This is a genomic window from Actinomyces minihominis (genome assembly GCF_900187855.1).
Taxonomy (GTDB): Bacteria; Actinomycetota; Actinomycetes; order Actinomycetales; family Actinomycetaceae; genus Scrofimicrobium; species Scrofimicrobium minihominis.
Genome location: NZ_FYEG01000009.1, coordinates 1 through 26,802 on the forward strand (window position 1 = coordinate 1; position 26,802 = coordinate 26,802).

Consider the following 26,802-nt stretch of genomic DNA (forward strand, 5'->3'; position numbering starts at 1 on the left):
CGGTCTGGTACTCAACGTGAGAAACGTTGATGGTAATGCCACGCTCGCGCTCTTCAGGTGCGTTGTCGACCTGATCGAACGGGCTGAAGGTGTTGAGGTCTGGGTACTTGTCAGCCAGAACCTTGGTGATCGCTGCGGTCAGCGTCGTCTTGCCGTGGTCAACGTGACCGATGGTGCCGACGTTGACGTGCGGCTTGTTGCGCTCAAACTTGGCCTTCGCCACTTTTTGTCCTCCTGGACTCGGGGTAGTTGATTCAAGCCTATGGGCCGATGTAACTCTACAACGGGGGCTAGCAACTACGGGGTTTCCTATTATTTTTGTGAGGGAAAACGCGGTTTCATAGGCGGCGGTCCTTCTCCGGAGCGATCGTCTCGCCACCGTCAAAGTTAGGCCGCCTATGACCCACGTCTATACCCCGGGGTTACTCGCCCCGAGACTTACCGATAACTTCCTCGGCCACGTTACGTGGAACTTCCGAGTAGCTATCAAACTGCATGCTGTAAACAGCGCGACCCTGGGTCTTCGAACGAAGGTCACCAACGTAACCGAACATCTCCGACAGCGGGACGAGGGCGCGGACGACGCGAACGCCGGCTGCTTCATCCATGGACTGGATCTGACCACGGCGACTGTTAAGGTCACCGATCACATCACCCATGTACTCCTCAGGAGTACGGACCTCAACGTCCATGACCGGCTCGAGCAGCACGGGGTTCGCCTTCTTGACGGCCTCGCGCATTGCCATGGTACCGGCGATCTTGAACGCCATTTCAGAGGAGTCAACGTCGTGGTAAGCACCGTCGAGCAGGGTGGCCTTGATGCCAACCAGCGGGTATCCGGCGAGAACACCGGACTCCATGGCAGCCTGCATACCCTTGTCGACCGAGGGGATGTACTCGCGGGGAACGCGGCCACCAGTGACCTTGTCCTCGAACTCGTACTCGGCCTCTGCGTTTGCTTCCATCGGCTCGATCGCGACGATAACGCGAGCGAACTGACCGGAGCCACCAGTCTGCTTCTTGTGGGTGTACTCCAGCTTTTCGACGCCCTTGCGGATGGTCTCACGGTAGGCAACCATCGGCTTACCGACGTTGGCCTCAACCTTGAACTCACGACGCATACGATCAACGATGATGTCCAGGTGAAGCTCACCCATACCACCGATGATGGTCTGGCCGGTTTCCGGATCCAGCTCAACGGAGAAGGTGGGATCCTCTTCCGCCAGTTTCTGGATGGCGGTGCCCATCTTTTCCTGGTCGGCCTTCGACTTGGGCTCGACTGCCACGTGAATCACGGGCTTGGGGAACGACATGGTCTCAAGGACGATCGGCTTGTCAATGGCGCACAGCGTGTCACCGGTGGTGGTGTCCTTCAGACCCACAACCGCGTAGATGTGACCCGCATGTGCCTCATCAACCGCGTTCTCCTTGTTGGAGTGCATCTGGAAGATCTTTCCAATGCGCTCCTTCTTACCCTTGGTCGAGTTGAGAACCTGCGAACCGGTGTCAACCTTTCCGGAGTAGACGCGGATGAACGTCAGCTTGCCGAAGAAGGGGTGAGCAGCGACCTTGAATGCAAGAGCCGAGAAGGGCTCATCCTCGCTGGGCTCACGGACCTCGGTGTTGCCGTCTTCTTCGTGGCCGGGCTTGAAGCCCTCCATTGAACCAATGTCCAGGGGTGAGGGCAGGAAGTCAACGACGGCGTCGAGGACGGGCTGCACACCCTGGTTACGCAGTGCGGTACCACAGTAGACGGGGAAAGCATCGCCCACGACAGTCAGGGCGCGAACTCCGGCCTTGATCTGCTCGTTGCTCAGCTCGAGGTTCTCAAGGTAGATATCCATGAGTTCCTCGGAACCTTCCGCGGCAGCTTCCATAAGCTTCTCGCGGTACTCCTCGGCCTTCTCCTGCATGTCAGCGGGGATCTCGCCCTCAACGATCAGGGCACCCAGGGTCGGGTTACCCTTTTCGTCCTTGGCTGGGAAACGCAGAGCCTTCATTTCGATGAGGTCGATGACGCCCTCAAAGTCGCTTTCAGCGCCAATGGGAAGTTCCATGACGATGGGCTTTGCACCCAGGCGATCGATGATGGTCTGGACTGAGAAGTAGAAGTTCGCGCCCAGCTTGTCCATCTTGTTGATGAAGCAGATACGCGGAACGTTGTACTTGTCAGCCTGGCGCCAAACGGTCTCGGACTGAGGCTCAACGCCTTCCTTACCGTCAAACACCGCAACAGCACCGTCGAGGACGCGCAGCGAGCGCTCAACCTCAACCGTGAAGTCAACGTGACCGGGGGTGTCGATGACGTTGATCTGGTAACCCTTCCAGAACGTCGTCACAGCAGCTGAAGTAATCGTGATGCCACGTTCCTTCTCCTGCTCCATCCAGTCGGTGGTGGCGGCGCCGTCGTGGGACTCGCCAATCTTGTAGTTGATGCCCGTGTAGAACAGGATGCGTTCCGTCACGGTGGTCTTGCCGGCGTCAATGTGCGCCATGATGCCAATGTTGCGGACCTTGTTGAGGTCGGTCAACACGTCAAGTGCCACAGGTAATCCTTACTTGTCGTTCGCGGAAACTCGCGACTACCAGCGGTAGTGCGCGAAGGCGCGGTTGGATTCGGCCATCTTGTGCATGTCTTCGCGACGCTTCACAGCAGCGCCAAGACCGTTTGAAGCGTCCATGATCTCGTTTGCGAGACGCTCAGTCATCGACTTCTCACGACGCTTGCGCGAGAAGTCAACCAGCCAACGCAGACCCAGCGTGGTTGCACGCGAAGCGCGAACCTCAACCGGAACCTGGTACGTGGCGCCACCAACGCGGCGTGAACGTACCTCAAGTGCGGGGCGGATGTTATCAAGGGCGCGCTTCAGAACAACGACGGGGTCCTGGTCGGTCTTTTCACCGACGATTGCAAGCGCACCGTAAACGATGCCCTCAGCGATGGACTTCTTGCCGTCCAGAAGGACGCGGTTGACCAGCTGGGAAACCAGCTTCGAGCCGTAAACCGGATCGTCAACCAGGGGGCGCTTGGGAACTGGACCCTTACGAGGCATTACTTCTTCTCCTTCTTGGCGCCGTAGCGGGAACGAGCCTGCTTGCGGTCGCGAACACCCTGGGAGTCCAGTGCGCCACGGACGATGCGGTAGCGAACGCCGGGGAGGTCCTTAACACGACCACCGCGAACCAGGACCATCGAGTGCTCCTGAAGGTTGTGGCCTTCGCCGGGGATGTAAGCGGAAACTTCCATGCCGCTGGAAAGGCGCACACGTGCGACCTTACGCAGAGCTGAGTTCGGTTTCTTAGGGGTGGTGGTGTAAACGCGGGTGCATACGCCACGACGCTGGGGGGAACCCTTAAGCGCGGGGGTTGCGACCTTGCGAGGCTTGGGCTTGCGGCCCTTGCGGACCAACTGCTGAATTGTTGGCACTACTGCTCCGTCTCTTCTGACATATCGGGTGGTGTTTGATCTTCCCGTAAAGTCCCCTGCGCGCACCGGAGACCGCCAGGGGCCGGCTCGCCATGACTGAAACCTTGACCAAACTGATTGGTCGGGGCCAGGAGGATGACGCCCGGAGCTCCGACGGAGATGGAGCCCGCTGCTGCTCTTTCATCCAACCAAATGGCTGGAACCCGGCACAAAACCGGTGCAGACTGGGAACCCGACGAGTCGAGTACCGAGAAACAGCGTAGTTGCAACGCTAACTCCCGGTCAATGCAATCCCTGTGCGATCCGACGCACTTTGCTGCCGATCCCCCACCAAGATGCGCCTAAACCAGTCCGCAGCTCTCTACTTCCCGCCGTGTTTGCGCTCCGGGACGTGGAAGTCCACCAGGGTCATATGCCCGGTCTCCAAACCAGAAAAAGGACGGGATCCCTTGAGCAGTGCGACGCCCGAGGTCGGGTACTTGGCCTCCATCTGCCGCGCCGCAGGATCGGCGCGATTACTAATGAGTGCCAGCGCAGTCGCCGCGATAGCCGGTTCGTGTCCGACCACAGCGATACGGGAATGCTCCCCACCTTGGGCGCGGATGACGTCGATGTACGCCAGGTGCGATTCATCGTAAAGATCGTCCAGGTACACCACCGGACCCTCCAGTCCAGCGTGCTCCAGGGTTTTACGAGTCCGGGTGGCAGTGGAACAGAGAATGAGGTCGAATGGCCCCACCTTGTCATTGATCCACTGGCCCGCAAGCGTCGCTTGCCTCTCCCCTCGGGCAGCCAGGGGCCGGTCATGGTCGGGCACCCCGTCGGGATATGCCGACTTGCCGTGCCGTAGGAAAACCAACTTCTTCTTCATAATCGCCCCCAGAAGTCAGCCCCACCACTCGACTTGAGGATGGGGCTGACCAAAACTAGATCCTTATCGACCTGTCTCCTAGAGAGGAAGACCGGCCTTCTTCAGTGCTTCACGAACCGGCTGGAACTGGATGGCAACAACTGCGCCACCGGCAAGCAGGCCCATGCAGAAAAGTGCCTTGAACAACTTCTTCATACCCGTACCTCTTTTCATAGACCGTCACCCGAGACCTCAGGATGAGGACTGCGGACAGGTTGACTCACCCCACTTTAGTACGGCAATGACCTGCGACACGTAGGACCAGACACCTACAACAGACCAGATATCCCGACTTCGCGCTAGGCGGAGCTTTCCAGATACCTCATCCACAGCAGCAGAGCGGCCCCACCACCGCAGACTCGCAGCAGGTGGGGCCGTAGTAGAAGTGCTGGTTGATGATTGGCTGTTGGTTAGGCGCGGGGGTTCCACTCCCCCTTGGCAACGGCGGGGACGAAGTCTTCCAGGTCGAGGGGCCAGGTGATGGTGCGGCCCTGTTCGGCTGACTTGTAAGCGGCCATTAGTAGTTCGATGACTTCGAGGCCCGAGTTGAGGTCCTCTAGGGGTTGCTCGCCCTTGAGGAACATGGTGGTGAGGTGAGAGTTCTCGCCCGTGTAACCGTAGGAGACGGCCTCATCAGAAAGCAGGGGCATCAGACCCTGTTCGGCGTTTTGCTTTTCAATCATGTCCTCACCCTCGACCTGCTGCAGGTTGCGGGAAAGGAACAGCTTGGATTCGGTGGAGAGGGTGTCGTTCTCCATGGAGTACTCCGGACCCAGTAGTTCAAATGACAGCCTGAGGCCGGCCCCAACGAAGGACCAGGAAGTGGTGGCCTCCACGACCACGGGTTCACCATCACCGTTGATGAACTCAAAGACGGCGTGAGCGTAGTCCTCTGACGGGGTCTTGGTGTAATCCACTACGCCCTCATAGTTATCCTGCAGCCACTTGGCGTACTCGGGACGCCCAAACTTCAGGGAGGCGATGGTGGCGGTGACGGACACCGGGGTCAGCCATTCCGAGAGGCGCATGCCCGGAGGGGTGAGCAGGAAGCGTCCGGCCTCAACCGAGTGGCACATCATGTCGTTGAGGACGCCACCGCCCTCGGTCACTCCGTTCCAGAACCAGGTGTTGTGAGGACCCGAGTGTTCCTCGGCGGCGCGGGCCAGGTAGGGGGAACCTGAACCGGCGGCTCCCCTGGCCCAGACGATCTCACGGGAGCGGACGAGGCCGGGGGCATACACCTGGTTTTCCAGGTAACCGTGGAGGAGGCCGGCGGCCTGAACCATCTCAAGAACTTCACGGGCTTCGGCGACCGTGCGGCCCAGGGGCTTCTCGATGGCGATGGCCTTCAGTTCGGCGCGCCCCGCAATCACCTCGTCAGTAATGGCTTTGACGACCTCAACCCTGGTGAAGTTGGGGGTCAACACCCAGATGGCATCCACGCGGGGGTCCCGTACCAGCTCAACCACATCGTCGTACGCTGCTACGTCGAACCCGATGCCGATCTCTTCGGCCTTGCGTGCTAGTTCCTCTGCCTTGTGAAGGCGCCGGGAAGACACAGCCACCAGATCCCCGTCCCGGACGCCCCGGAATGAGTCAACGTGGAAGTGACCAATAAACCCCGCACCAAGTATTCCGACGCCCAGCGTCTTTCGATTTGCCATTGTCAATCAATCCTTTCCAGCCCCCTGCCGAAGCAGGATGCGTCAAACTGCAGAACTCGAGTAGAACCTAAGAAACAGTTGTCAAATGTGCCGGGCTAACTGCGCAGCTTGCGCTGCCTGCCGTAAACCGCCAGAAGCAGAATCAGTACCGTGCCGTTGATGATGATGCGTCCTGATTCCGGCATGTTGATGGTGGTGAGGAAAGAGGACAGAACCGTGAGCAGGACGGCGCCGATGGCCGAGCCCACGTAACCGCCGATTCCCCCGGCCACCAGTGTTCCGCCAATCACCACCGCTGCCACCGAGGGCAGAGTCAGGTTGTCAGCCAGGTTGAGGAAGACGGTTTCCGTGTAACCCAGAAGCATCAGACCACCCATGACTGCAAAGAATCCGGAGAGGACGTAAGAAAGCAGAACCGTCCTCGTCACCGGGATGCCAGAAAGTCGGGCGGCAGTGCGGTTCGCTCCCACCGCGAAGATGTTCCACCCGGTCCAGGTGCGGCGCAGGAAGATTGTCACCAGGATGGTGGCGATGACCCACAGGTAGAGGACCCCCGGGATGTTGAACAGCCAGCGTCCGTTGACGAGGGCGGTGAGGGCCGGGGCGCTTCGTCCTCCGGCAACGCCGCCGGTGTAAGCGAGGATGATGCCGGTAACCACACCCGACATACCCAGGGTCATTACGAAGGGGGGAATCCGCAGCAGCAGGATGCCGAGGCCGTTGAAGAAGCCAATCGCGCAGCCAACCGCAAGCGGAATCAGGATCCCCAGGATCAGGTTGTCGTTGGACCCCTCCATGATCTTGGAGGCGACGATGGCCCCGAGGGTGGCCACCTTCCCCACCGAGAGGTCGATGCCGTCCCCGCCGGAGAGGATGACGATGGTCTGTCCGATGGCGATGAAGCCGAGGAAGGACGCCACCCGCAGCATGGCCAGCACCTGGTTGTAGGAGCCAAAGCCGGGGGAGACAATCTGTCCCACCACGATGAGCAGGATGGTGATGACGAGGGCGATGAGGACCGGGTTCTTCAGGAACCCGAGGTTGCGTTCGCGGGTCAGATCCTCAACGGGAGTGTCGATTGCGGTGCTCATGCCTTACCCCTCTTCGTCGTCATCACGGAAAGTGCCAGGGCCACGATGATGATGAGGCCGGAAGCCAGGGCCCGGTAGGTCGTCGGGACGTTCAGGAAGAAGAGGATGTTGGAGGAGATGGCCAAAATCAGTGCGCCCGCAACAGCCCCGAACGGTGATCCCCGACCGCCCGACAGTGCGATGCCGCCAAGGACGACGGCAGCGATGGAGTCGAGCGCCATGTTGGCTCCGATGAAGGGGTCCCCGGATCCGGTGTTGGCGAGAACGGTCAGCGCGGCAATGCCCACGAACATGGAGGCAAACACGAAGCTGCGGAAGGTCACCGAGGTGACGGGTACCAGCGAGGCATAGGAGGCCTCACGGTTACCACCGACGGCGTAGAGCTGGCGGGTGTAACGCGTCCTCGACATCGCCCACCACAGCAACATGCCGAGGGCGACCAGCAGGATGGGCACGGGGATAGCTGCCACCGCCATGCGGTAGGTGGAGACCATAGCGGCCGGGACTGCCCCACCCGGGGTTGGCAGGACCACGAGGGCCAGGCCAGCGAAGACGGATGAGGTGGCGAAGGTGGCGATCAGGGGTTGCAGGCGGATGACCGCAACGATGAAGCCGTTGAGGGCGCCGCAGGCGGCCCCGGTGACCAGGGCTGTGATGACCCCCAGCCAGATCCGTGAGTCCTGACCGTCCATGACCCTGAGCGTCACCACGCTGATGAAGGCTACCTGTGCCCCCAGGGAGAGGTCGATGCCGCCGCCAATGATGATGATCGCCTGGGCAATCGCCGCGAAGACCAGCGGGGCGAAGGTGGCGAAGTTACTGGTCAGGGAGTACTGGGTAAAGAAGGTGGGTTGCAGCGCGGCGTTGATGACCACCGCCAGGATGAGAAGGCCGAGTGTGACGGCGTAGTTGAGGCGGAAGTTAAACCGCTTCGTCCACGATCCGTCACGCAGGACGTCCGTCAGGTCGGTTTTGGTTTCAGTCATCGCTGCCCTCCCTCAGTTGCGGCGGGTTCAGTGGTGCCGAAAAGTAGTGCGGCTGAGACCAGGTTGTCCTGGGTGACTTCAGAACCGTTCAAAACCGTGACGACCTCGCCCTCATACAACACGAACACCCGGTCGCAAAGTGCTACCAGTTCCTGGTCATCACTGGAGTTGAGGATGACGGTGACCCCGCTGGCGGCCAAGGTGCGGATGATTTCGTAGATTTCGGCCTTTGCACCGACGTCAACCCCCTTGGTGGGGTCATCGAGGAGGACGACGCGCGGGTCGTTCATCAGCCACTTGCCAAGCACGATCTTCTGCTGGTTGCCACCGGAGAGTGTCGAGACGGCGTCGCGTAGGCTGCCGATTTTGATTTGGAGGCGGTCGACTTCGGCGCCGGCCGCCTGCTTTTCGCGTCCAATGTTGACGAACCACTTGGCCATGAGGCGCTTGCGTCCGCTGATAATGGAGAGGTTCTCAAGGATGGGGCGCTTCATGAGCAGGCCCTGGCTGCCGCGGTCGCCGGGGACGAGGGCGACACCGGCAGAGATGCCGCCGCGAGGGCCACGGTAATTCTGGGTCTCACCGGCAATCTTGACCTCACCCGAAGTCTTGGGGATGTCGCCGAAGAGGACGTGCAGTAGCTCTGACTGCCCTTGACCCTGCAGGCCTCCCAGTCCCACGACCTCACCCTTACGGGCGTCAAGGTTGATTCCGCGCAGGGTGGCGGAGTGGAGGTTACGGGTTTCCAGCTGCACCTCTTCACTGAGGGCGGCGCGCTTGGTCTGTTCTGTTCCCTCTACCTCTTCCTCAACCAGGTCACCAACCATAAGGCGGACCAGGCGGGCTTCAGACATGTCCTGCATATCGACGGAGGCGACGGTTTTGCCGTTGCGCAGAATGGTTGCCCTCTGGCAGATCTGCCGCACCTCTTCAAGGCGGTGCGAGACGAAGACGACAGCGACGCCCTCATCAACCAGTTGACGCACCATCGAGAAGACCAGTTCGACCTGGTCGCGGCGCAGTGAGGCGGTGGCTTCGTCGAGGACGAGGATGCGGGGGCGGCGGGCCACGGCCTTAGCGACCTCGACCAGCTGCTGGGAGCCCGGTGAAAGGTCGCCGACTTCCGTGTTCAGGGTGACCCCATCGTCCATTCCTGGAAGGAAGTGCGCCAGGGCTTCTTCCGCGTACTGGCGTGACTTTTTCTGGTCAACGAAACCGGCGCGGGAAATCTCGGTGCCGAGGAGCAGGTTGTCGGCAATGCTCAACTCGGGGACCAGCGACAGCTGCTGGTAAACGGAGGCGACGTGGTGGCGGTGAGCATCGATGGGGCGGGTGATTCGCACCGGCTGCCCAGCGATAGAAATGGTCGCCTGGTCAGGATTAACGGTGCCTGACAGCACCTTGTTCAAGGTGGATTTGCCAGAGCCGTTAGCACCCAGCAACCCGTGGACCTCACCCGCATTCACCTGAAGGCTGGCACCCTGAAGAGCCCGAACGCCGCCAAAGCGTTTGGAGACATCTTCCATAACGAGGAAAGGCATTGAGAGTCTGCCCCTTTGCTGATGGTGGGGTGGGCCGGATGCACCGACCCACCCCGGGTTGGTTACTTGAAGTACGCCATGACCTGGTCGGCGGTCAGGATTGAGTCCAGAACATAGGTGTCTGGCTTGTCCTTAACCGGCTCCCAGTACTCAGCAAAGTTGGCGTCGGTGATGGTCGGATCCAGGGGCAGGATGATGGAGTGGCCGTCCTCAGCCAACTTCGATTCATCCAGTTCAAGGCCCTGCAGCTGGTTGACAGCGAAGTGCAGGGCGGTGGCACCCGTGCCCGGGGGGTTGATGACGCCGGCGGTCTTGAAGCCGGTGTCAAGCAGGTCGTTCCACATGCGCATGAAACCAACGCGGGCCTCACCCGTGGTGATGACGGAGTCCGTCTTACCCGCAGCTTCAATAGCCTTCAGTGTGCCCTGGGCCATGCCGTCATAGGTCCAGATTCCGGCGATGTCCGGGTAGGTGGCAAGAAGGTCGGTGGCGACCGTCTGACCGGTGGTCTGGTCCCAGCCGCCGTCACCGCGGGTCAGAACTTCGATGCCTGCGGCTTCGAAGATGGGTTCCGCGCCGGCCCAACGAGCCTCGGTTGCCGGGTTGCCCGCGGCGCCCTCTACGGTAACAATCTTGGCGCCGTCCCCAACGGCCTCAGCAAACCAGGTGGCCGAAGCGGCCCCGAGGTCCTGCTGGGAGATACCGACGTTGAGGACCTCTTGGGTCTCTACCGCCTGGTCAATGGCGTAAACCTTGATGCCCTGGCCGATGGCTTCCTTGAAGACTGCGTCGAGGGCGGTGGCCGAGTTGGGGTCGATAATGATGGCGTCGACGCCCTTGTTAATGAGGTTGCGAACCTGCTGGATCTGACCGTTTACATCCGTGTCAGCGTTCTCCATGACCAGTTCGTCGAGGACGCCCTGCTCTTTGTACTCATTAAAGACTTCCTCGATGGCCTCAATCATCTGGGTTCTGTACTCAGAACCCACGAACGCGTTTGAGACACCGATGGTGAACGGGCCGGCACTGGTAGAGGTTTCCCCTCCCCCACTCTCGGTACCTTCGGTACCGGAGTCCGTGCCCGCCGGAGTAGGTGATGAACAAGCTGCGACCAGCGACAGGCCGGCCACAGCAGCTAGTGCTGCGACTGTCTTCCTTATCTTCACTGCGTCCTCCTTTGGACCATGAACTGTTCCACTTTGGACACCGGACGAACCCAGATCATCGTTCGCCTGGCGCTTCAGTTCTGTCTTTTCAGATCTGCGGTGCAACTCCAACGCTGGTGGTTATTTTTGCACTGCAAATAACTGGTTATTCTATTCTACCTAGCTTTTATGTTTGATAGGTCATAAATCAACTGAAAGATTGTCTCAGTTTTGTAAAGGCCAGGTCACGCACAAGCTTGCCTAAAGCGGTTGCGGAGGGCAACGGACCGCCCCGCTGACAAGCGAAACGGTCAAAGTCTCTAGTTGGTAGAGAGAAGTGAACGGATGCCCCCGGCTTGACGCAAGGCGAACATTCCGGCACCAATAATCTTGCCTTCATCACCGAGGGCGGCAGTGCGCAACTCTGGCATATGAACGACATTGCCCTGCAGGCGTTCAGCGATCATCGGGATCAGCAACTCTGACCAGCGCTCAAAAAGGCCACCGAACACCACGATGTCGGGGGCAATCATGGCGCAGACATTCACCAGGTGGAAAGCGTAGTCATCAGCCACGGACTCAACCATCGCCAGGGCTTCCTGGTCGCCTTCTTCAGCGGCGCGGAAAACAGAATCAGCCGAATCCACCTCGGGTGATACCACGCGGGCATCGATCGCCCTTTGCAGCAAGCCCTGCTCTCCCAGTTCGGTTTCTAGGTGACCGAAGCCGTAACGCTGGTGCTTGAGGCCCGAAACATCGCGCAGCATACGACCGAACTGTCCGGCTGCACCGTGGTTGCCCCGCCACAGGCGCCCGTCCTCAACAATGCCGGCACCAACACCCTGGAAGACCGCCATGGCGACCAGGGTCTTGTGATTCGCCGACTCTAGATTGAGATACTCGGCCAGGGCAATCAGGTTGACATCATTCTCAACCGTGACGGGAGCGCGTGTCACAGCCTTGAGCGGGCTGACCACCTGCAGGTCGTACCACTGCAGGGCGGGAGCAATCAGAACAGCCCCATCTTCGGAGACGGGCCCGGGGACGGAGACTCCGACAGCTGCCAGGTGATCGCCCTCTCGGGCGTCCCATTCCGCGACAGTCTCTACCAGCAGGTCGAGCTTGCCCTGAGCGTCCGTACCATCAAGCGGAACCCGATCCCTCTCAATCTCTTCACCAGCCAGGTTGAGAAGCGCCACCTCAATGGCGCTTTCCCAAATATCAATGGCCAGGATCGAACGGGCGTCCGGGTTGAAGCGGACCATCAGTGAGGGGCGGCCCCCCGTGGCCTCATTACTACCGGCCTCAACGACTAGGTTCTGGGCCATAAGTGAGGTGGTCAGACGGTTGACGGTTGCAGGTGACATGCGCGTCAGACGCGCAATCTCTACCCTTGAGAGCTCTCCCCCGGCAACGAGGGTTTGAATGATGCGCATCCGGTTGTACTGAGACAACTCTGGCAGGCCCGCGTCTCTTGCGTACGCGAGTTCCTTCTTGAGCACCAGACACTCCTAACCCTGAGCCAGCGATGAAGTTGTGATCGAAACCAAACATTCGAGCGCGACTACCAGAGATTTTTCACCGCTGATCAGATCACATTAAGAGTTATATCAGGCCATTAGCTAACGGGTTAGTAAAGGGGCCTAACGATCACCCGAAGGTTCACCAACCGAAGCCTCAGGTCAATCCATTTATGGGACCTCAGTCGGACCCGCGTCGCGAGGCTGCGTAACCGGAGCGCCAGACGTAGAGGCCACCGATGATGGCAGTGCTGGTCCACGCGACCATCCACCAGGGGAAGTTCGGCAGGCCGGAGGGTTGGCCGACCTCAGCAACCGCTGCGCTCGGCGTGGGAAGAACACGTTCGCCGGTTACGAGGATCCGCTGGGTGTTGATTCCAAGAGGTGTGCAGGTCACCAGGGTGACGAGATCACGGGACGGGTCGGCAAGGAGCTCCTCAGACTCATCGGGTTCCACGATTCGAATATCGGTGACGGCGTAGACCAGCGCTTCACCCTGCACCTCGATCGTAAAGGTATCCCCTACCTTTGCTCGGTCCAGGTAGGTGAACATGGCGGCATCGGCAAGGCCGCGGTGCCCCGTCAGCACCGACCTCGTTCCCACCCCACCAACCGGAAGGGAGGTCCCTTCGAGATGACCGATACCCTTTAGTAGGGTGGCATCCGCGGTGCCGTGGTAAACCGGCAGGTCGACCCCCGCCTTTTCGTAGCGGATTCGAGCCATCACCCCGTCGACGGACTTGAGCATATCGTCATAGATAAAGCTGTCAGCACCTGAACCTTCCCCCGTGGGGACATTCGTGTTGGCACCCACGAAGGCCCCGCTGGCAAGGGCGTCGTTATAAGCATGGGCCTCGTCAACAACGGCCCTGCGTTCCTCAGCTGCCTCACTGAAGACACTGGCGGTGTTCTTGGCGAGGGCGTTCGCCTGGTTAACCTGGAAAGCCCAGGACGAGGCGCTGGGATAGAGCAGGACAGTCACCCCGATCAGGACAACCAATGCCCCCACCAGCGCGGGAACGGGTAGCTTCCAGCGGTGCGCGGGGGCAGTGGCCGATGGTGTAGTGCGCCTGCCGACTCTGCTGGAAGTCATGTCCCAGACCTTTCCTTATATATATGTCTGTATATGTCCCAAACGTGCCGAGGCGCTGGGGCCGTGACGAATGGTTACGCCAGGGCCCCAGCACTGTTCGGCTAGGCCTCTAACACCTACTCGGAAACAGACTTCCTACGGCTACGACTTGCCAGGGCAATACCGCCGCCGATGGCGATGATTGCGATGCCGCCCATGGTCATCAGCATGGTGCCGTTGGCGCCCGTGACTGGCAGACCCGGAACTGTCTTCTGGGTGTTGGTTACAGAAACCGCCTTCGTGGATGCTGCGGCTGTAGCACCGGCAGCAACGTCGACTGTTTGCTTAAAGGTACCCGTGTAGCCTGCAGGTGCCTTCGTCTCCTTCACACAGTAGGTGCCAGCCTTAAGGCCGGTGCTGGTAGCCACACCGTTCACGGCTGGCGTGCCGCCACCGGTGGTAATAGTGTCAACCAAGACTGCGTCCGTAGCACCACACTCTCCCGTACGGATCTCGAACTCCGCACCATTTAGAAGCTTGGATGCGTTAGCAGCATCAGACTTGGTGATCTCAATGGCCCCCCACAGGGTCTGGGCAGTGTTCGTATCGAACCCACCGACATTCGCCAGGTTGGTTATGGTGCCAATCCCGTGGACTGTCGTCTCAAAGGTGAATGTCAGGTAGTAACCAGCCTTGAGAGCGTTGAGAGCAGTGAAGCTGGTAGCGGTAGCAGTCAGGGTGCCCCCCTGCCCCGTCGTTGCGTTGGCACCAGTAACAGCGGTGGTGAATGAGCTAGTCACATCTGTAGCTCCCGTAACCCCCGGCTGGTGAGCTTCAACAAGCATTGAGTCCGCGACATACTTCAACCGACCATCAAGAACGTCACTCATAACAAAGGTGCTCAGCGGTGCGTTGATGTTCTTGGATGTGACGGTCCAGCTCACAGCATCGCCCTCTTTGACCGCGCCTGCGTCATCCACAGTCTTCCCCGTTTCACCCTCGGTGAGGAGGTTCTTCGGGTAGGCGTGGATATCGTAGCGCCAGCCGTTTGCCCCAGCGGGCATCGGGACTGTCACGATGAACGGAGCCGACTTCTCGGTGACGTTGGCGGGGGCGCCAGTTTCACAAACCAGGTAAGCCCCAACGGCAAGGCTCGCAGAAGCCAGGCCCGCGTCACTGGTCGGACCAATGGCGGTGCCGGCACCAACAGTCTGTCCGGTCACCTCTGGCGCAACCGATTCCCCCCCACATGAGTAGGAGAGGCTGTTCAGCAGCTCCCAATCCAGTGGATCAGCCAGATCGATGCTGGTGATCGGGTAGGCCGTGAATGTCACTCCCCCTAAGGGAAGCTTGTCCGAAATCGTTACGGGTGCGCCAGTACCTGTAAAGGCTGCGTCGACCCCGACAAACTTGTGGATGTTGAGGGTTCCCGATGTGGGAGCCTCCGGCTGACCAGGACCCGAACCGTACTCAATCGGATCTGCAGCGGCGATACCGGCCAGGGCTGTGAGTGCCAAGCCGGCAACCCCAACACCCGCAAGGGTTCTCCCTACGAGCCTGTTGCGTGTTGTCATGGGAACTACCTCTCTCTACCTGACTGCAGTTGCTAGTCAGCATTTCTTTTGGGCTGTCGTGCCCGGTTTTTGAAGATGATTTCTTTTTGGTGGACCCGACCCTTCTGGTCGGGACCCTTTTCTAGGAGTGAAGTTGGGGAAGGCTGGAGCCGCGTCGCCTACTCCAAACGAGGTAAGCCAAGCCACCACTGAGGAGCACTCCACCGATAATGAGGAAGGCATCCGTACCCAGACCACCTGTGATCGGAAGTCCCGGAGCTATCGGCTTGAAGTTGACGAATCTGTAGTAGTCGTGTTGGCCATCGGCCACGGTCACTGCCGCTGCTACATCAGTAACATTGACCCAGCAGGAATCATCATCAAGATCAGCCTGAGTCGGAACAGCTGGACAGGTGTCGCTAACCGTGTACTTCTGCAAGGAACGCTGCAGGTAGGCAATATCCGCATCCTCACTCAGCGTGTACTCCTCCCCCGCCACCACCTCGATGGTGTTGGCAGCCGAGACGCTGGTAGAACCAGCAGTGCTAATTGAGGCGGAACCCGTAGGCCCATTTGCCATGACGGTGAAGTCAGCGGGCATGAACCCCTCTTCCTCGGCCTCGACAAACTTCAGCAGCGTCAAGTTCTGAGAACAGGTGACGTTGTTAGTAATAACCACGGTGTTGCCCGTGGGGTTCATCGTGTACTCAAACCCAGCAGAGGAAACATCAACCGGTGATTCCAGAGCCTGCCCGTTGACGCTGGTGACCATCTGGGACTCGATCACACACTTCTCATTAGTCGGGGCAACCACGGTCTCACCAACGGTCACCACTGAGGTATTCGGGAAGTTGTAGGAACTCGACCAAGCCGGGTTGGTCACCCCGGATGGAAGTGGGTACAGCGTCAACGCGGCCGTGCCATACAAAGCTCGCTGCGCATCAGAAAGTGCTGCCCGGTCCGCATCCGAAATCGGGTTCTCACCATTCAACGTCCACTGCTTATTCACCGTGAGCCCAACCAGAGGCTGGTTAACCACCGGGTTACCCTCGTTGATGACTGGCGTCAGGTTGCCACCGTTAACCGTGAACTGGAAAGAAGGCGCCGGGCTCCCCATCACAAACCCTTCGGGCGCAGCAGTCTCAGTCAAGACATAATCACCCCAGGCCAAACCGGTCAGACTGAAACCACCGGGAGTGGGATCCTTATCCAAGCCCGTACAACCGGCGACAACACAGTCCTCCACCGAAACCCCCGGAGCCGCATACCCCGGCCCCACCAGGTTCCACACCGATCCGCCGACCAAAGTAGTCCCATCAGCACCAGTGGCCTTGGACCACGTCACCGAGCCGGGCTGGTCCGTGTTCGTAATCGAACAGGTGACATCGGCTTTGGAGGCAACAGTGATCGTCGGTTTACCATCGACCGTCGTCACTGGAACAGAGCAACTCCAGGTCGTCCCGTTCGTGTAACCAGGGACTACACCAACTTCTGACAGGGCATACTGACCCGGCTTGACCTGGGTGAACACCCCACCGCCCGCACCGGAGTATGAGGCCCCTAGGGCTTCACCACTCAAACCAGTAGCCGTGAGCGTCCAACTGGTCTTACTAGGCGCGAGAGTCCCCGCAAACTGGCTTCCGACCACCTTGTCAAGAGTGAGCTTCCCACAGGTCGACTCCGGTGTGATTCCGACTGGGTTGGCCCAGTTGCGGATGTTGCCTGTAGCCCCGCTGCCGTTGTTGTGGGTACGGATAAAGCCGCTACTGCCAAGTAATGGCGGGCAAGAATCGGTACCACCAAGCCAGGAAAGGCTGAGCTCCACCTCGACTGTCGGCCTGGGGGTCGGACCTGAAGAAGTGCCAAGGGTGAAGGTGAAGTCGCTCAGCGTGGTACATGTACCCGGGTAATCCCCCGGGTTGGCATCCGGACCCGTGTAGGTGATCGGATCATAGTTGCAGGCAATCGGGGCCTGCAGGGTGTTACCGTTCTGAACGATATAGATCACCTGACCACCCTGCGACCTGTCTGGTCGTGGAACAGGGGTCGCAGATCCATCCGGTCCCCACCGTTCCGGTGCAACCGTGTACTCAATCGCCCACGCCTGGGAACCTGACACCCCGTCGCGTTCCCATTTAGCAATCAGCTTGGCGCCAGAAGGATAGGTCGTGAAGTTCCACAGTTGGTTCTGCTTAGGAGTTTGCTGAGACCAAGACCCAGTCCAGGTAGCCGGATCTGAGTTGTCTGTACCGCCTGAGTAGGTACCACCTTCGGCCGGAAGCGGGTCCGGCGCAGCCATCAGCAGACCGACATTCGGGGTCGACTCCGTCACGACTTCTTCACCCCCGGCGCTCTGAACCACTGGTTCATCCACTATCAGGGGATCGGAGCCCGAACTATCCGGCGCAGGGTCAGCCAAACCACCATCTGCTGGGGCTTCTGCGAGAGAGTCGGTCGGGGCACTTTCCTCGGGAACACGCACCGGGTCGGTGATTACTTCTGAGCCTGATTCCGGGAGGGCCTCACTGCTCTGGGGGCCCTCGAGTGTTTCAGTGTTGAGGGTGATGGCTTGCACCGGACCCTCTTTGCTGGATGTTCCGTCCTGTGTGGCTGCTACCGCGAGTGAGCCTGTGACGGTCAGAGCTAAGGCAGCTATGGCTGCAATGAATCCGCGCCTGAGGGGAACACCCCCGGTGCGCGAGTTTTTCACTATCTGCTTCTTCGTCGATCTCACGACGCCCCCAACCATATTGACAACGCTTTGGCCCGAGTTGTCGCGGGGAGGACCTTAGGCCTTCAACCCACAAATGCGTATGTGACTCACGACACCTCTGTGGGAAAAATAGTTAAGTTGAGAACTCTTTACCATCCTAAAATGCGTAAATCACCCGTTTTTTCACCCATTCCAAGCAGACTCTTAAAGGCCTTTCTTGATATTCAAGATGGCTTTTTGGCGAGTTTATAGGGAAAAACTAGATTTTTACCCTAGGACCTTGACACGAAGCGTCGGTTTCTGGATCAGATTTCACCTGGGAATGCAATTTCTATTCGCTTGCATAGTTTTTCTCTCCCCTTTTTTCTGCCCCGCCGTTAAACATGGCGAACGCACGGTCGAGGGGACGGCGCTTTTCAACAGCAGTTTGACCTTCTGAAGCCCAGCCTAAGCACCACCCACCAGGTCACACCTTGAACCCACTTGTTTTAGCTTGGAGAGACAGCCTGGCACTGTTCCAGGTAACCCAAAGGGGCGGGTCCCGGAACGAAAATCCCGTGGACCCACCCCTGGTGGTAACTACTACTAGTTGTTGGAGAACCCGAATCCGAAGTCGATGTTCTCGAGCGAGTGGACGAAGTCCTCCAGGCCGGTACGACCATCATCAAGCGAGAAGTCGAGCGGGCTGTAGTTCATCTCTGCCATGGCCTCAGGCGTCGGTTCGACCTCAAGGTCGCCGTAACGGGCCAGGCCGGTCCCGGCGGGGATCAACTTACCGAGGATGACGTTCTCCTTTAGGCCCAGCAGGGGGTCCGTCTTGGTGTTCATCGCTGCCTCAGTCAGAACCTTGGTGGTCTCCTGGAACGAGGCCGCCGAGAGCCACGAATCGGTCGCAAGCGACGCCTTCGTAATACCCATCAGCATCGGACGACCCTGGGCAAACTTGCCACCCTGGGCTGCGATGCGACGGTTCTCTTCGCGGTAAACCATCGAGTCAACCAGCTCACCCGGCATGAACGAGGTGTCCCCCGGCTCAAGAACCGTGACACGACGTGTCATCTGACGCACGATAACCTCGATGTGCTTCGCGTGGATATCCACACCCTGGGAACGGTAGATCTCCTGAACCTCATCGACCAGCAGGCGCTGAGCCTTCGAGGCACCGCGCAGACGCAGCACCTCCTTCGGGTCCAGACGACCAGCCGAAAGCTGCTGACCGGTGACGACGTGATCGCCCTCTTCAACAAGCAGCTTCGAACGACGAGAAACATCAATCTCTACGTCTTCCTTGTCATCGTCACGCTTGATGATGATGACGCGGTAGTTCGGGTTGTCCTCGTTGATCTCGATGGTGCCATCGGCCTCAGCCATACGGGCCACACCCTTCGGGGTGCGTGCCTCAAAGAGCTCCTGGACACGCGGCAGACCCTGGGTAATATCCTGACCACCCGATGCAGCACCACCGGTGTGGAAGGTACGCATCGTCAGCTGGGTTCCGGGCTCACCAATCGACTGAGCCGCGATAATACCCACGGCCTCACCGATGTCGGCGCGCTTACCGGTGGCCAGTGAACGGCCGTAGCAGGCGGCGCAGGTACCAACCAGGGACTCGCAGGTCAAAACCGAGCGAACCTTGATCTTCTCCACACCCGCAGCGATCATCGCATCCAACGACTCTCCGGTGACATCCGAACCCTTCTCTCCGATGATGTCACCATCGGCGTTGGCTACATCAGCAGCCAGGGTACGAGCGTAGGCCGTGGTCTCGAGGACCGCGGAACGGTGCATCTCACCGGTCTCTTCGTCACGCTTCGCGATCTCGACCTCAACACCACCGCGGGTGCCACAGTCTTCTTCACGAACAATAACGTCCTGCGAAACGTCGACCAGACGACGGGTCAGGTAACCCGACTCAGCGGTACGAAGCGCCGTATCAGCGGTTCCCTTACGGGCACCGTGGGTCGCAATGAAGTACTCGAGGACGGTCAGGCCCTCACGGTAGTTCGCACGAATCGGGCGCTCGATCAGCTTCTGCTTCGGGTCAGACACCAGACCACGCATACCTGCGATCTGCTGGATCTGAGACCAGTTACCACGGGCCCCGGACTCAACCATGCGGAACACGGTGTTGAGTTCGGTGAAGTTGACGCGCATATCGTCGGCAACCACCTGGGTGCACTCGGTCCACACGTCAACCAGTTCGCGGTAGCGGTCCTCGGCCCCGATTAGACCGCGGTCGTACTCCGACTGGATCTTCGACGCCTTCTCCTCGTACTTCGCAAGGATGGCCTCCTTGTTCGGCGAGGGCTGGATATCGGTGAACGCGAAGGTGACACCGGACCAGGTGGCCCAGTAGAAACCAGCGGACTTCAGTGCGTCCAGTGACTCAGCCACGAGGACGTTCGGGTAGCGCTCGGCCAGGTCGTTGACGATCTCCGAAAGCTGCTTCTTCTTGACGTTGAAGTTCACGTAAGGGTAGTCAACCGGCAGCGTCTCATTGAAGAGTGCGCGACCAAGCGAGGTCTCAAGTTCGATAGTCGAACCCTCAACCCAGTCCTCGGGTGCCACGAAATCAACCGGCGGAACAACGCCTTCGAAACGCAGGCGGATCTTCTGGTTCAGCGTGATCTCACCGGCATCGAAAGCCATGATGGCTTCAGCGATGGTGCCGTAGCGCAGGACGATTTCCTTGCCGTCCTCATCCAGAACCGGGAAGTCCGGGTCAGCGGTGAGGTAGAAGAGGCCGTAGACCATATCCTGAGCCGGCATCGCGACGGGACGACCGTCAGAGGGCTTGAGGATGTTGTTGGTCGACAGCATCAGAATGCGGGCCTCAGCCTGAGCCTCTGCGCCCAGCGGCAGGTGAACTGCCATCTGGTCACCGTCGAAGTCCGCGTTGAAGGCGGCGCAGGCCAGCGGGTGCAGCTGGATAGCCTTACCCTCAATCAGCTGCGGTTCGAAAGCCTGGATTCCAAGTCGGTGCAGGGTTGGTGCACGGTTCAGCAGAACCGGGTGCTCGCGAATGACCTCATCAAGGACATCCCATACCTCGGGACGCTGGCGCTCAACCTTACGCTTGGCGGCCTTGACGTTCTGAGCGTAGTTCTTATCAACCAGGCGCTTCATGACGAACGGCTTGAACAGCTCCAGAGCCATCTGCTTCGGCAGACCACACTGGTGCATCTTCAGCTGCGGGCCCACAACGATGACCGAACGGCCCGAGTAGTCCACGCGCTTACCAAGCAGGTTCTGACGGAAACGACCCTGCTTGCCCTTGAGCATGTCAGAAATCGACTTGAGCGGACGGTTACCCGCACCGGCGACCGGACGACCGCGACGACCGTTGTCGAAGAGGGCGTCAACCGACTCCTGCAGCATGCGCTTCTCGTTGTTCACGATGATCTCGGGGGCACCGAGGTCAAGCAGACGCTTCAGACGGTTGTTGCGGTTGATGACACGACGGTAGAGGTCGTTGAGGTCGGAGGTCGCGAAGCGGCCACCGTCCAACTGGACCATCGGACGGATGTCCGGCGGAATGACCGGAACCTTGTCCAGAACCATCGTGGCGGGTGAGGTGCCAGTCGAAAGGAACGCGTTGACGACCTTGAGGCGCTTCAGGGCCCGGGTCTTACGCTGGGTAGAACCACTGCGCACGGTTTCCTTGAGAATCTCTACCTCTGAGGCGAGGTCGAAGTCCTGCAGGCGACGCTGGATCGCTGCCGCGCCCATGTCACCCTTGAAGTAGGTGCCGTAGTTGGTGGTCATGGCATGGTAGAGACGCTGATCATCGATCAGGTCACCCACCTTGAGGTCGCGGAAACGGGTCCAGACATCTTCCATGCGGTTGATCTGATCGTCGTAGCGACGACGGGTCTGGGTCATCTCACGCTCAATGAGGCGACGCTCCTTGCGGATCACGTCGGACTTGGCGTCCTCGGCCTCAAGCTCAGCGATGCGGGCTTCCAGGCCAGCCGCGATCTCATTGATCTCGGTGTCGCGACGGGTCTCAAGGCGCTTCTTCTTCACAGCCAGTTCATCACGGAGCATGTCCGTGTCTTCGCGGCGGCCTTCCTCATCGACCTCGGTGATCATGTAGGCGGCGAAGTAGTTGACCTTCTCCAGGTCCTTCGGCGCCAGATCCAGCAGGTAACCGAGGCGTGACGGAACACCCTTCAGGTACCAGATGTGGGTGACGGGGGCGGCCAGGGTGATGTGACCCATGCGCTCACGACGAACCTTGGAACGGGTCACCTCAACACCACAGCGCTCACAGGTGATGCCCTTGTAACGTACCCGCTTGTACTTACCGCAGGCACACTCCCAGTCGCGGGTCGGGCCGAAGATCTGCTCGCAGAACAGGCCGTCACGCTCTGGCTTCAGGGTGCGGTAGTTGATCGTCTCCGGCTTCTTCACCTCACCGAACGACCACCTGGCAATGTCATCGGACGTGGCCAGGGAAATCCTCAAACTGTCAAACGTCTTTGCGTCTAGCAAGACTTACTCCTTATTTCCGTAGGTCACGTCTCAGATGATGTCGAGGGAACCGGATGCAGACAGGGGGCGCGCATCCAGGGTGATCCCCAGTTCCTCGCCAGCTCGCATGTCTTCTTCCGTTTCCTGGAGGTCGAGGACGTTGCCCTCGGCGTCCAGGGCCTCAACCGCCAGGCACAGCGAACGCATCTCTTGGATGAGGACACGGAACGACTCGGGAATACCCGGCTCCGGAATATCCTCACCCTTGACGATCGCCTCGTAGACCTTGACGCGGCCCGACGTATCGTCAGACTTGATGGTCAAGAGTTCCTGAAGGGCGTATGCGGCACCGTAAGCCTCAAGTGCCCACACCTCCATCTCACCGAAACGCTGTCCACCGAACTGGGCTTTACCACCCAGGGGCTGCTGCGTAATCATCGAGTAGGGACCGGTCGAACGAGCGTGGATCTTGTCGTCAACCAGGTGGTGCAGCTTCAGCATGTACTTGTAGCCAACCGCAATCGGGTGCGGGAAGGGCTCACCGGAGCGGCCGTCAAACAGCTGGGCCTTACCCAGTTCGTTGACCAGTTGCTCACCGTCACGGTTCGGGTTGGTTACCGAGAGCAGACCAAGCAGCTCCTCGGCCTCAAGACCATCGAAGGACGGGGTGGCGACCCGGGAGTTACCCGGAGCCTTCAGTGCATCCGCGTGCAGGTGCTGCGTCCAGGCTTCACCGGCTTCGCGTGCCCCGGTGGCATCCCAACCCTGCTTGGCAATCCAGCCCAGGTGGAACTCAAGAACCTGACCGACGTTCATACGGCCCGGAACACCCATCGGGTTGAGGATGATATCAACCGGGGTTCCGTCGGCAAGGAACGGCATGTCCTCAATAGGCAGGATCTTCGAGACGACACCCTTGTTACCGTGGCGGCCAGCCATCTTGTCACCGATGGTGATCTTGCGGCGCTGAGCAACAAGGACACGGACCGACTGCTTGACGCCCGGACCCAGATCGCCGTCGTCCTCGTTCAGTTCGCGAACATCGATAACGATGCCCTCTTCACCGTGGGGAACGCGCAGCGAGGTATCGCGGACCTCTCGTGCCTTCTCGCCGAAGATGGCGCGCAGCAGGCGCTCTTCCGAAGTCAGCTCGGTCTCACCCTTCGGGGTGACCTTACCGACCAGGATGTCGCCCGCACGAACCTCAGCGCCAACACGGATGATGCCGCGCTCGTCGAGGTCAGCCATGGCCTCTTCCGAAATGTTCGGAATATCGCGGGTTACCTCTTCGACACCAAGCTTGGTCTCGCGGGCATCGACCTCATACTCCTCAATGTGAATCGAGGTCAGAACGTCGTCCTCAACCACGCGACGCGACAGGATGATCGCATCCTCGTAGTTCAGGCCCTCCCAGGACATGTAGGCCACCAGCAGGTTCTTACCGAGGGCGAGCTCGCCGCCGTCAGTTGAAGGACCGTCGGCAATGACGTCACCGGGCTCAACCACATCGCCCTCGTTGACGAGGACGCGCTGGTTGATGCAGTTACCCGGGTTCGAACGCTTGAACTTGGCCAGGGTGTAGCGCGACTGGGTGGCGTCATCGTTGGCGATAACGACCTCATCGGCCGACACGTAGGAAACGACACCGGCCTTGTCGGCGGTCTCAAGTTCCATGGCGTCGTGGGCGGTGCGGCGTTCCATGCCGGTTCCGACAAGCGGAGCCTCGGTGGTCAGCAGCGGCACAGCCTGACGCTGCATGTTCGCACCCATGAGGGCGCGGTTCGCATCATCGTGCTCAAGGAACGGGATCAGCGAGGTCGCGACAGAAACCATCTGGCGTGCGGAGACGTCCATGTAGGTCACCTCGTCACGCTCGATCAGCGTGGGATCCTCACCAGCGACACGGCACAGAACCAGGTCGTCGGCAAAGTGGCCATTCGCATCGGTCGGGGCCGAAGCCTGAGCGATGAACTGGCCGATCTCTTCATCAGCGGTCAGCCAGTGGACCTCATTGGTCACCGTGCCGTTTTCGACCTTGCGGTACGGGGTCTCAATGAAACCGAACGGGTTGATGCGCGCAAACGCAGCCAGTGAACCAATCAGACCGATGTTCGGACCTTCAGGGGTCTCAATCGGGCACATGCGGCCGTAGTGAGACGGGTGAACGTCACGAACTTCCATGCCTGCACGATCACGGGACAGACCACCGGGGCCCAGAGCCGAGAGGCGCCTCTTGTGCGTCAGGCCCGCCAGCGGGTTGTTCTGGTCCATAAACTGCGACAGCTGGGAGGTTCCGAAGAACTCCTTGATAGCCGCGGTGAGGGGGCGAATGTTGATCAGCGAGGTCGGGGTGATCGCCTTGGGATCCTGGGTCGACATGCGCTCACGAACCGTGCGCTCCATGCGGGACAGACCGGTACGGATCTGCGCCTGGATCAGTTCACCAACCGAGCGGACACGACGGTTACCGAAGTGGTCGATATCGTCGGTCTCAACGCGGATCTCAGCAGGCTCTCCGTTGCGGAAGCCCGGCAGGACCTTCTCGCCCTTCTGGATGGCCAGCATGTACTTCACGGTGCCGACAATGTCGTCCTCGGTCAGGGTCTTAGCCTTCGGAGGGACGTCGAGGCCGAGCTTCTTGTTGATCTTGTAGCGACCAACCTTGCCCATGTCGTAACGCTTGGGGTCACGGTAGAAGTTGTAGAGCAGCGCATCTCCGGCCTCAACCGAAGCGGGCTCGCCGGGACGAACCTTGCGGTAGATCTCTTCGAGAGCTTCCTCGCGGGTCTCAACCGAATCCTTGGCAAGGGTCTCAAGCAGCAGCGGGTAGTCCTCGAAGAGAACCTCGATCTCCGGTGCGGTGAGGCCGATGGCCTTGAGGAACAGGGTGACGGGCAGCTTACGCTTCCGGTCGATACGAACCGAGACGGCGTCGCGGCGGTCAATCTCAAACTCAAGCCAGGCACCGCGCGAGGGGATAATCCTGGCGCCGTAGGTGTCGCGGTCTGAGTTCGGGTCCGACTGGCGCTCAAAGTAAACACCGGGGGAACGAACCAGCTGCGAGACAACGACACGCTCGGTGCCGTTGATGATGAAGGTGCCGTCCTCGGTCATCATGGGGAAATCACCCATGAAGACGGTCTGGGACTTGATCTCACCGGTCTCGGCGTAGGTGAAGTCGGCCTTCACATACATTTTTGAGGAGTAGGTCAGGTCCCGTTCGCGGCACTCTTCCGGAGAGTTGGCGGGGGGCTCAAGGGTGGGCTCACGGAACTCGAGCAGCATCTCCTTGCGGGCATCCTCAATACCTGAGGTCTCCTCGAAGATTTCGTCTAGTCCGGACTCACCATCGACCTCTTCACCGCGGGCAACGGCCTGCTGAAGAGCGGTCTGTGAGTACTTGCTCCAGCTGCGGGTGCCACAGAGCCAGTCGAAGCTGCGGATCTGCAGTTCGAGTAGGTTCGGGGGCTGAAGCGGCTCTCGGAGTTTCGCAAATGAAATACGATGTGTGGGTTCGTATGCGGCAGAAGCCGCGTTTGAACTGGCAGCCAAAGGGGGTCCTTCCCGGCAGTCTCTGACCTAGTCCCTGACGTTTCTTGCCGGCTGAACCGAAGCGCTGGTCTTGCGACCATGACCCGCCTCATCTTCACCCAACTAGTCGTCAGTTCCTATGTCTGCATGCGGTGCGCGCGATGCACCCGGCCCCTAACTAACTCTGTCCTGCACGCTTGGCGCTGATTCGGCGTGTGGATACAGGTCACCTCGGACACATGGGTGCAAATGTTGAGTTTATGCAGTGCGGTGGTGTATAGCAACAGATGCATTAGTGAGTTCGCGCACGGCGCAACTCAGAAGCTTGCCGGTGGGGCCTACCAGAGCGCACTCCGGTCGTCCGTATCCCCACAGGAAATCCGCTGCGTTGACGATCGCCTACTGTTAAAGAGCCTAGGTGTAAAGAGCCTAGGTGAAAAGGAGCTTCCGCAGTGTCCCCAACTGTTCAGCCAGACCTCTCCGCACGACTAGAGCAGGTGCGCCAGCAGATCGCCCTCGCTGCGCAAAGTGTTGGTCGCAATCCTGCAGAAGTGCGGATCCTGCCGGTTACCAAGTACACGGATGAGGACGCCATCCGCGCCATCCGCAGGCTCGGATTTCAGGAGCTGGCAGAAAACCGAGTGCAGCAGTTGACGGCACGCGCCGGAGACCTGGCAGCCCTTGAGATTGACTGGGTCCTGATCGGACACCTGCAAACCAACAAGGCGGCCCAGGCGGTGCGCGTTGCGCAAGAGGTGCAGTCTGTTGATTCGGTGCGGGTTGCCAACGCGCTCAGCCGACACTCACAGAACCTAATGAACGAGGGATTGAAAGTCGCCCCCCTCAGGGTTCTGCTGCAGGTCAACACCTCGGGGGAGAGGGCCAAGTCCGGGTTTGAACCCGATGGGGTGCGGGCCGCGCTGGCCGAGCTCCTCAAACTGCCGGCGCTGAACATCGCGGGGTTCATGACGATGGCACCCCTGACGGCTGATGAAGGAGTGGTGCGCAAAACGTTTGCGGATCTGCGTGGACTCCGCGAAGAACTGGCGGCGCTTCACCCCGAGTGCGACTTCCACGAACTCTCCATGGGGATGTCTCAGGACTACCGAATCGCCATTGAGGAGGGCGCCACCACCGTGCGCCTTGGCTCTGTTCTTTTCGGCTAGGTCGACCACC

The 26,802-nt window shown here is 59.8% G+C and carries 17 protein-coding genes; 1 reads left to right on the top strand and 16 read right to left on the bottom strand.

The annotated features are described in order from the left end of the window. From CS903_RS08190 to rpoB, 16 genes are all read right to left on the bottom strand, one after another. Positions 1-223, bottom strand: a 223-nt coding sequence (locus CS903_RS08190) for a GTP-binding protein (RefSeq protein WP_242491819.1), incomplete at its 3' end; no start/stop codon positions are given. A 199-nt stretch (positions 224-422) separates the two neighbouring features. Beyond that, positions 423-2,546 carry an elongation factor G gene (gene fusA, locus CS903_RS08195; protein WP_099333074.1) on the bottom strand — a complete coding sequence of 708 codons (2,124 nt, stop codon included), beginning with the start codon at positions 2,544-2,546 and terminating at the stop codon, positions 423-425. A gap of 36 nt (positions 2,547-2,582) precedes the next feature. Then, positions 2,583-3,053, bottom strand: a complete 471-nt coding sequence (gene rpsG / locus CS903_RS08200; RefSeq protein WP_099333075.1) for a 30S ribosomal protein S7 — start codon at positions 3,051-3,053, stop codon at positions 2,583-2,585. After that, positions 3,053-3,427 (bottom strand): 30S ribosomal protein S12, encoded by a 375-nt coding sequence (gene rpsL / locus CS903_RS08205; RefSeq protein WP_099333076.1) that lies wholly within the window; start codon positions 3,425-3,427, stop codon positions 3,053-3,055. Before rpsL ends, rpsG begins: the two co-directional genes overlap by 1 nt. Positions 3,428-3,788: 361 nt before the next feature. Next, positions 3,789-4,298, bottom strand: coding sequence for a SixA phosphatase family protein (locus CS903_RS08210; RefSeq protein ID WP_099333077.1), 510 nt, complete (start codon positions 4,296-4,298; stop codon positions 3,789-3,791). A 449-nt stretch (positions 4,299-4,747) separates the two neighbouring features. After that, a complete protein-coding gene (locus tag CS903_RS08215) occupies positions 4,748-6,001 on the bottom strand; it encodes a Gfo/Idh/MocA family protein (protein WP_099333078.1) in 1,254 nt (417 codons plus the stop codon). Positions 6,002-6,096: 95 nt separating this feature from the next. After that, positions 6,097-7,092 carry an ABC transporter permease gene (locus tag CS903_RS08220; protein WP_099333079.1) on the bottom strand — a complete coding sequence of 332 codons (996 nt, stop codon included), beginning with the start codon at positions 7,090-7,092 and terminating at the stop codon, positions 6,097-6,099. After that, positions 7,089-8,078 carry an ABC transporter permease gene (locus CS903_RS08225; RefSeq protein ID WP_099333080.1) on the bottom strand — a complete coding sequence of 330 codons (990 nt, stop codon included), beginning with the start codon at positions 8,076-8,078 and terminating at the stop codon, positions 7,089-7,091. The genes CS903_RS08220 and CS903_RS08225 overlap by 4 nt, the downstream gene beginning before the upstream one ends. Then, entirely contained in the window at positions 8,075-9,619 is a 1,545-nt protein-coding gene (locus CS903_RS08230; RefSeq protein ID WP_099333081.1) for a sugar ABC transporter ATP-binding protein, read from the bottom strand. The genes CS903_RS08225 and CS903_RS08230 overlap by 4 nt, the downstream gene beginning before the upstream one ends. Before the next feature lie 62 nt (positions 9,620-9,681). After that, entirely contained in the window at positions 9,682-10,785 is a 1,104-nt protein-coding gene (locus CS903_RS08235) for a substrate-binding domain-containing protein (RefSeq protein WP_099333082.1), read from the bottom strand. A 299-nt stretch (positions 10,786-11,084) separates the two neighbouring features. Beyond that, on the bottom strand, positions 11,085-12,266 hold the full coding sequence (locus CS903_RS08240) for an ROK family transcriptional regulator (protein WP_099333083.1): 1,182 nt from the start codon (positions 12,264-12,266) through the stop codon (positions 11,085-11,087). 199 nt (positions 12,267-12,465) lie between these two features. After that, positions 12,466-13,377: a class C sortase gene (locus tag CS903_RS08245; RefSeq protein WP_099333084.1), complete on the bottom strand. Its 912-nt coding sequence runs from the start codon at positions 13,375-13,377 to the stop codon at positions 12,466-12,468. 116 nt (positions 13,378-13,493) lie between these two features. Continuing rightward, entirely contained in the window at positions 13,494-14,930 is a 1,437-nt protein-coding gene (locus CS903_RS08250) for a SpaH/EbpB family LPXTG-anchored major pilin (RefSeq protein ID WP_099333085.1), read from the bottom strand. A 121-nt stretch (positions 14,931-15,051) separates the two neighbouring features. Beyond that, a complete protein-coding gene (locus CS903_RS08255; protein WP_099333086.1) occupies positions 15,052-17,619 on the bottom strand; it encodes an LPXTG cell wall anchor domain-containing protein in 2,568 nt (855 codons plus the stop codon). A gap of 588 nt (positions 17,620-18,207) precedes the next feature. After that, positions 18,208-22,116 (bottom strand): DNA-directed RNA polymerase subunit beta', encoded by a 3,909-nt coding sequence (locus tag CS903_RS08260; protein ID WP_099333087.1) that lies wholly within the window; start codon positions 22,114-22,116, stop codon positions 18,208-18,210. Positions 22,117-22,146: 30 nt separating this feature from the next. Further along, positions 22,147-25,647: a DNA-directed RNA polymerase subunit beta gene (gene rpoB / locus CS903_RS08265; RefSeq protein ID WP_099333088.1), complete on the bottom strand. Its 3,501-nt coding sequence runs from the start codon at positions 25,645-25,647 to the stop codon at positions 22,147-22,149. A 431-nt stretch (positions 25,648-26,078) separates the two neighbouring features. Here rpoB and CS903_RS08270 point away from each other — a divergent pair, with 431 nt between their 5' ends. Further along, the gene (locus CS903_RS08270; protein ID WP_099333089.1) at positions 26,079-26,792 is read left to right on the top strand and encodes a YggS family pyridoxal phosphate-dependent enzyme; all 714 of its coding nucleotides are present in this window, start codon (positions 26,079-26,081) and stop codon (positions 26,790-26,792) included. The last annotated feature ends 10 nt before the right edge of the window (positions 26,793-26,802 follow it).

Excerpts from the sequence above, each read along its gene's own strand:
- rpsG (WP_099333075.1), bottom strand. The coding sequence starts at position 3,053 with ATGCCTCGTAAGGGTCCAGTTCCCAAGCGCCCCCTGGTTGACGATCCG.
- CS903_RS08210 (WP_099333077.1), bottom strand. The coding sequence starts at position 4,298 with ATGAAGAAGAAGTTGGTTTTCCTACGGCACGGCAAGTCGGCATATCCC.
- CS903_RS08215 (WP_099333078.1), bottom strand. The coding sequence starts at position 6,001 with ATGGCAAATCGAAAGACGCTGGGCGTCGGAATACTTGGTGCGGGGTTT.
- CS903_RS08220 (WP_099333079.1), bottom strand. The coding sequence starts at position 7,092 with ATGAGCACCGCAATCGACACTCCCGTTGAGGATCTGACCCGCGAACGC.
- CS903_RS08225 (WP_099333080.1), bottom strand. The coding sequence starts at position 8,078 with ATGACTGAAACCAAAACCGACCTGACGGACGTCCTGCGTGACGGATCG.
- CS903_RS08230 (WP_099333081.1), bottom strand. The coding sequence starts at position 9,619 with ATGCCTTTCCTCGTTATGGAAGATGTCTCCAAACGCTTTGGCGGCGTT.
- CS903_RS08245 (WP_099333084.1), bottom strand. The coding sequence starts at position 13,377 with ATGACTTCCAGCAGAGTCGGCAGGCGCACTACACCATCGGCCACTGCC.
- CS903_RS08250 (WP_099333085.1), bottom strand. The coding sequence starts at position 14,930 with ATGACAACACGCAACAGGCTCGTAGGGAGAACCCTTGCGGGTGTTGGG.